The 6,208-nt window shown below is 65.0% G+C and carries 5 protein-coding genes and 1 pseudogene; 1 reads left to right on the top strand and 5 read right to left on the bottom strand.

The genetic code is table 11. The features are described 5' to 3' along the window. From AC1DP3_RS17740 to AC1DP3_RS17720, 5 genes are all read right to left on the bottom strand, one after another. Positions 1-743: AMP-binding protein (locus AC1DP3_RS17740; RefSeq protein ID WP_477295601.1), on the bottom strand; the 743-nt coding region annotated here is incomplete at its 3' end. After that, complete coding sequence (locus tag AC1DP3_RS17735; protein ID WP_477295599.1) at positions 740-1,795, bottom strand: alpha/beta hydrolase; 1,056 nt, start codon at positions 1,793-1,795, stop codon at positions 740-742. The genes AC1DP3_RS17735 and AC1DP3_RS17740, both read right to left, overlap by 4 nt. 16 nt (positions 1,796-1,811) lie before the next feature. After that, positions 1,812-2,948, bottom strand: a complete 1,137-nt coding sequence (locus tag AC1DP3_RS17730; protein ID WP_477295597.1) for a serine hydrolase domain-containing protein — start codon at positions 2,946-2,948, stop codon at positions 1,812-1,814. A gap of 15 nt (positions 2,949-2,963) precedes the next feature. Beyond that, positions 2,964-4,253, bottom strand: a complete 1,290-nt coding sequence (locus AC1DP3_RS17725) for an MFS transporter (protein WP_477295595.1) — start codon at positions 4,251-4,253, stop codon at positions 2,964-2,966. Positions 4,254-4,541: 288 nt separating this feature from the next. Beyond that, positions 4,542-5,771: an ROK family protein gene (locus AC1DP3_RS17720; RefSeq protein ID WP_477295593.1), complete on the bottom strand. Its 1,230-nt coding sequence runs from the start codon at positions 5,769-5,771 to the stop codon at positions 4,542-4,544. Between the two features lie 219 nt (positions 5,772-5,990). Between AC1DP3_RS17720 and AC1DP3_RS17715 the strand changes: the two are divergent. Continuing rightward, positions 5,991-6,208 (top strand): annotated as a pseudogene (locus AC1DP3_RS17715) (sugar ABC transporter substrate-binding protein); the annotation flags it as partial.

Here is a 6,208-nt window from a genome sequence, read left to right as displayed (position 1 = left end):
CCGTGACTGGTGCAGGCGAGGTTGCCCATCACCATCCCGAAGCAGTGGTAGAAGGGCACCGGAATGCAGACGCGGTCGTGCTCTGTGTAGTGCAGCAACTCACCCACGAACCAGCCGTTGTTGAGTATGTTGCGGTGGGAGAGCGTTGCTCCTTTCGGGAAGCCTGTCGTCCCGGAGGTGTACTGGATGTTGATTGGGTCATCCCCGCACAGTTCGGCCTCGATCGCGTCCAGCTGGGAACACTGATGTTCGCGGCCGCCGTCGATGAGCGATTCCCAGGACTGTGTTCCGATCAGCACGAGATGCAACAGGGTCGGAGCCTCGCGCTGAGCAGCACGGATCATGCCACCGAAGTCGGCGCCTTTGAAGTGCGGTGCGGCGATGATCGTGTTCATACCTGACTGCCGGATGACGAAGGAGAGTTCGTCGCTTCGGTAGGCAGGGTTTACGGTCACGAGGATCGCGCCGATGCGGGCGGTCGCATACTGCACGAAGGTCCACTCCGGGCAGTTGGGCGCCCAGATCCCGACTCGATCCCCTTTGCGGACCCCGAGTTCGTGAAGACCAAGGGCGACCGAATTGACTGCGTCGACAAACTCGTCGTAGCTCCACCGCCGATCGCTTTGCACGTCGACCAGCGCCTCCCGATCTCCATGGAGAGATGCGGTCGCCAGCAGATTTGCACCGATGGTTTCGGGCAGAAGTCGCGAATCTGCCGCACCCGCGGCAATGCTCAGCGTCACGTCGCTTCGACTTGGCCGTTAGACGACGCAGACGATTCCGCTTCACTGTCTCCAGACTCAGCAGCTCGGGGGTGCGCCATGAGGTCGGTGCGGAGGGCGTCATTCAGGTCGCCGTTGTTGACGGTCCGCAGGACCGCGATCGCTTCGTCCCGCCATGCTCGGGCGGCGGGCACGATCTTCGTGAATCCGCTGGAGGGGTGGATGTGGCCGTACTGCATGGAGGACGTGGCGGGCACGCCGGCATCACGCAGCTTCTCCGCGTAGGCGGCGGCGTCGTCACGGAGAAGGTCGAACTCGGAGGGCATGATGTAAGCGGGCGGGAGCCCGGCGTGGCTTTCCGCGAGGAGAGGCGATGCGTACGGGTCACGCGGATCGCCGTCCTCGCCCAGGTAGAACATCACKAGTCGTTCAACATCTGCGCGGTGGAGGGCGTAGTTCGAGCCGAGCTCGGGGTCGGAGTGGGACGGGAGGCTCATGGTGAGATCGACGGCAGGCACTTCGAGGAGTTGAAAGAGGATGGTGGGCCCGTTTTCATCGCGGTTTTTGAGGCACAGGGCGGCCGCGAGGTTCGCGCCGGCCGATCCCCCGCCCACCGTGATCCGTGAGGGGTCGACACCGATCTCTTCGGCGTGCTCGACGACCCAGAGCAGGGCGGCCTGGCAGTCCTTCAGCGGGATGGGGTGCTGGTGCTCGGGTGCTTTCCGGTAGTCGACTGTGATGGCGACGCAGTCCGCGCCGACGGCTCGTTCTCGGCCGATGATGTCGGTGTATACGCTCAGCCCGGTACCGGCCACCCAGCCGCCGCCGTGGAAGAACAGGTGCGCGGGAAACACCGCATCCGCCGTGGGGCGATAGATCGCTAGAGCGATCGTGCCCCCCTCGACGGGAATGTGCACGATGCGTTTCTCAGCAACGTCGGGGCCGGGCTCCGCGAACATTTCGACCAGGGCAGCCGCGTCCGCCTCGCTCTGGGCGCGCCAGGCGCCGAAGTCGATCTCGGCGGGCAGCGGTGGGGTAGGGACGAAGGTGGTGAGGATCGGATCAAGTGCCATAAGAGTTCCTTCTGGGTTAGAGGCAGCGGCGTAGTGCGCGGCAGAGTTCTTCGGCGCGGCCGTCGGGTTCGCCCCCCGGGCGGAGGGTCTGGTATCCGAGAGCGACCCCGCCTTCCAGGCGGGCGAAGCCGAGTTGGCCTCCCGCGCCGTCGTGGCCGAAGCTGCCCTCGCCGGCCATCTGCCGGGTTGCGGAGTTCAGCATGAAGCCGGTCCCCCACCGGTGGCCGGCATCGACACCGACGAACGGTGCCCCGGCGGAGACCGGAAGGCGCGCATCCCGGACGGTGTCCGGTCGCAGCAGCCGGATCCCGTCGACGTCGCTGACGGTCGCCGCGTACACCCGCGCGACGTCGTGTGCGGACGCGACGAGATTCCCCGCGGCGATCTCGTAGGAGAGGAACTCTGGTCCGTTCGCGCTGGCGAAGATGTCCAGGCCGTCGAACGCCCCGTTCATCCCCATCACCCGCTCGATCAGGTCAAGGTCTGCGATGGCGCCGGCGGCCGGAGGGGTGGTGCTCGGCAGCGGCTCACCCAGAGGGGCGAAGTCCGCGTCACCCGCCTCGATCCCGAAGGTCATCGACAGCCCGAGCGGGCCGGCTACCCTGTCCCGGAGCCACTCGCTGGGTCGTTTGCCCGTGGTTCGCCGGAACACTTCCCCCGCGAGCCAGCCAATCGTCAGAGCGTGATAGGCGAACGCGGTGCCGGGCGCCCAGAGCGGCTCCTGGCGGGCGAGAGCATCGGCGACTGGGAACCAGGCCCGCAGATCTTCCACAGTCATGCGCTCGTCCGGCGCGATCAGACCGGCTCGGTGTGCGAGCAGCTGCCGCACGGTGAGCCGGTCTTTGCCGTGCACGCCGAACTCGGGCCAGTACGCCGCGACCGGCGCGTCGAGCTCGAGCAGACCTTCCTCGGCGGCCATCAACAGGCAGATCGCAGTGATTCCCTTGCTGACAGAGAACAACACACTCCGGGTGTCGCGGGTGAAGGGGCCACCGCTGCTGCTGCCGCCCCAGAGATCGACGACAAGTTCCCCGTCCACGTAGACCGTGCATGCGGCCCCCGTGTCACCTCGCTCAGCGAAGTTCTCGGCGAAGGCGTCCGCGACATCCCCGAAACCCGTCGCGACGTATCCGTCGGTTCTGATCAACGTCATGATGTTCCTCCGTCCTCAGGCCGGAACGGGGGTCTCGTCGACCGTTTCGGTCTCGTGGTCGAATTCGTTGATCATCCGGCCGCTGCGAACCCCCCACCAGCCGATCCCGACACCGACCGCGGCGAGCACGGACATCACGATCAGGAACCCGGACAGCGATGTGGTCAGCAGCACCGGGATCGGGGCGAGCAGCAGAGCGGGCACCAGGCGGGCGACGGAGAAGATGACTCCCTGACCGGTGGAACGCAGCAGGGTCGGGAAGGCCTCGTTGACCCAGACCCGGAAGATCGGCTCTCCGCAGAACACGGTACCGAACCCCGAGACGAGGATCATTGCCACCAGGGTGGGGAGGCTCACGCCGAACACCACCGGGATCAGGTACGCGGCGACGAACATCACACCCCCGATGAGGAAGAAGGTGAGCCGAAACCGGGTGTCGACCACGCGCATGAATATGTACTGGATGACGATCGCCAGAGGTACCAGGAGCAGGATGAAGACGGAGAATTGGGAGACCGGGACGCCGGCGAAGTTGGCAGCGATGTACGCCGCGTAGGAGCTGACCAGCGTGATCGGGATGCTCACCAGCGTGAAGAACGCCGTGAGGACGAGGAACGGGAAGCGCAGCGGCGGCTTCATCAGGTCACGGAACCGGGTTCGCTCGGCTCGGATGGTGTGGATCCCACTGCGTCGCTCATTCCGCGCTTGAATCCATGACGCAGATTCCGGGATGCTGAGCCGCAGGACCAGGACCACGACCGCGACGACGGCGATCATGCCGAAGATCGCCTGAGCGCCGGCCCTGCCCATGCCGCCCGTCAATGTTGCAACGAGCACGGCCGCGCCGATGCCGACGCCGGCGAGCAGGTTCGACAAAACAAGGATCTTGCCTCGGTTCTCGTCGGTGGCAGCTTCCGCGATGGTGGACAGCGACACCGGAATGTCCGCCCCGATCGCGATGCCCATGAGGGCGATGCCAGCGAAGAGCACCCAGAACTGCGTGCCGAAGGTTGCCGTCGTGGCACCGACCGCGATCAGCAGCATTGTGGTGATGAAGACCCGCCGGCGACCGAAGCGATCCCCCAGCCGGCCGCCGACGATGGCACCCAACGCGACGCCGAAGGTCAGGACGCTGGTCAGCAGCCCGATCTCCTCCGGCTTCAGCCCGATCGTCTGTTGATAGATCACCAGGGCCAAGCCGGTTCCGACCAGGGCCGCCCCGTCCACGAACGATGCCATCCCCGCGACCCAACCCACCCACCAGGGGTTCACTGCACGTCGCTGTCCTGCTGTGAGAGCTGTCATGTCTTCTCCTTCGAAGCCGGGGCCCCTACACGGAACCCTGCGGTGACCTGCTGATACAGGACGCAAGTACGACCATACGGCAACTTTATCCAAACCGAAAGTATTCGTGGTGGAAAAATTTCTTCGGGGCGAGCCCCAGCCGTGAATGACGTGCTCGCCTCGTGATTGTGTAGAGACGTCAAGACGCTTCTGTTGGCCGGGACTTCGCATCGGGCGCGGTTTCGCGTTCTGGCGTCACTTCGCGGGAAGCTGGGGAAGCGCGGCGGTGACAGGTGCGTACGGGCCGTTCTATCCCTGGAGCGAGCTCTGGAGTGCCGCACCGCGCCCGATGGGTGACCCGTTATCGATCCAGAGTCCTACCGCGGCCGCGCTGAACAGTTGCTCCACCGCGAGGATGGCCGCGCCAACCAGACCCTCGCGGTGGTCCAGAGACGCTGCGCGGATGTGGAGATCTCGATTGGCGATGCCGGTGAGGCGTCCGCGGATTTCGGTCTCGAGCATGTCCACCGTCCAGTTGCCGACACGCAGCATCCCGCCTCCGACGACCACCGTGCGCGGATTGGCGAAGTTGATGTAGTTGGCGGCGGCGGCACCGACCATACGGATGCTCTTAGCGACTTCATCCAATGCCAGCGGATCGCCCTCGCGTGCCGCGTCGCCGACATCCTCTGCCGTGAGTGCTCCCGTTCTCCGGAGAACTGCTGCGAGGAGGGGACTCTCGTCAGCTCGAGCAGCGAGACGCTGCACCAGACTCCACCCTGAACTCACTGCTTCCAGACATCCCGTGAGTCCGCAGCGGCACAGCGCGGCGGGATCGTCTGTGACGCGGCTGTGACCGATATTGCCGGCCGCGCCGGAGTCGCCTCGTACCAGTCGTCCTCCCGAGATCAGTGCCGCTCCCACCTCCTCATCCACCATGAGGTACAGCAGGTCTCTGTCCTCGCGTGGATGTCCCCGGTGCCACTCCCCCAGTGCCATCAGATTGACGTCGTTCTCGACCCAGACGGGAGAGTCGTAACTCTCGCGCAGCGAGGCGCGCACGCTGAAGCCATCCCATCCAGGGAGCATCGGAGAAGCGATGACTCTTCCGCGCTCGAAATCCACGGCACCGGAAATCCCGATTCCGATCGCCCAAGGAGTGCTTCGCGACTTTCGCTCCAGCTGATCGAACATGTCTTTCAACGCGGCAAGCGTCGGCTCGGGTCCGAGTTCGCTATCCCAGATCCGGTGCAGTGATGCGACCAGCTGCCCGTCGAGAGTAGCGACAGCCGCACGCAGCTGTGTGGACTCGATCATCCCTGCGTAGACAACGCCGGCATCTGCTCGGAAGCGGAGAAAGCGAGACGGACGTCCGGGGTCCGCAGACAAGGCGACGGTGCTGTCGTCGATCAAACCGACGTCAATCGCGTGCTGAACACGTTGGGCAACGACTTTGCGGCCGAATCCCGTCTTCTGTTCGAGAGCGGGACGGCTGGTGGCTTCGCCCCGGCGCACCAAGTTGATCACCTGGCCGTGCACGAACCGATCCTGGGGCGATACGAGACCGCTGCTCAAAATACTCACTCCCCGCTCTCACTCGTGCGTCACGATACAGCGCGGCCCACACCTACCAGCGCCGCTGATGCGCGGCATCCGCAATATTTATGTGCGTGGCGAACAAATCTAGCGGATACTGAAGCCGGCCCTCGGGTCGAGCCAGTCAGATCGCTGGCGACAATGAAGTCACGAAAGGTCGACATGTCACAGCACTCCGCCACCCGGGTTCTCCGGTGGCCCCTCCTCGCAGCACCGCTCATCGGAGTCTTGGTCCTCGCCGGCTGCAGCTCAGACGGGGGTGGATCTGGTGGCGGAACCGAAAGCGCTGGCGCCGCGCCGAGCGGATTTTCCATCATGGTTGCCAAGACCAACGACGCTGACGACTACTGGKGGAAGTTCGCGGCGCAGTACTCCGAGGA

The sequence above is a fragment of the Microbacterium sp. P5_B6 genome (genome assembly GCF_056400345.1).
This window is presented reverse-complemented; position numbering and strand designations above follow the sequence as displayed.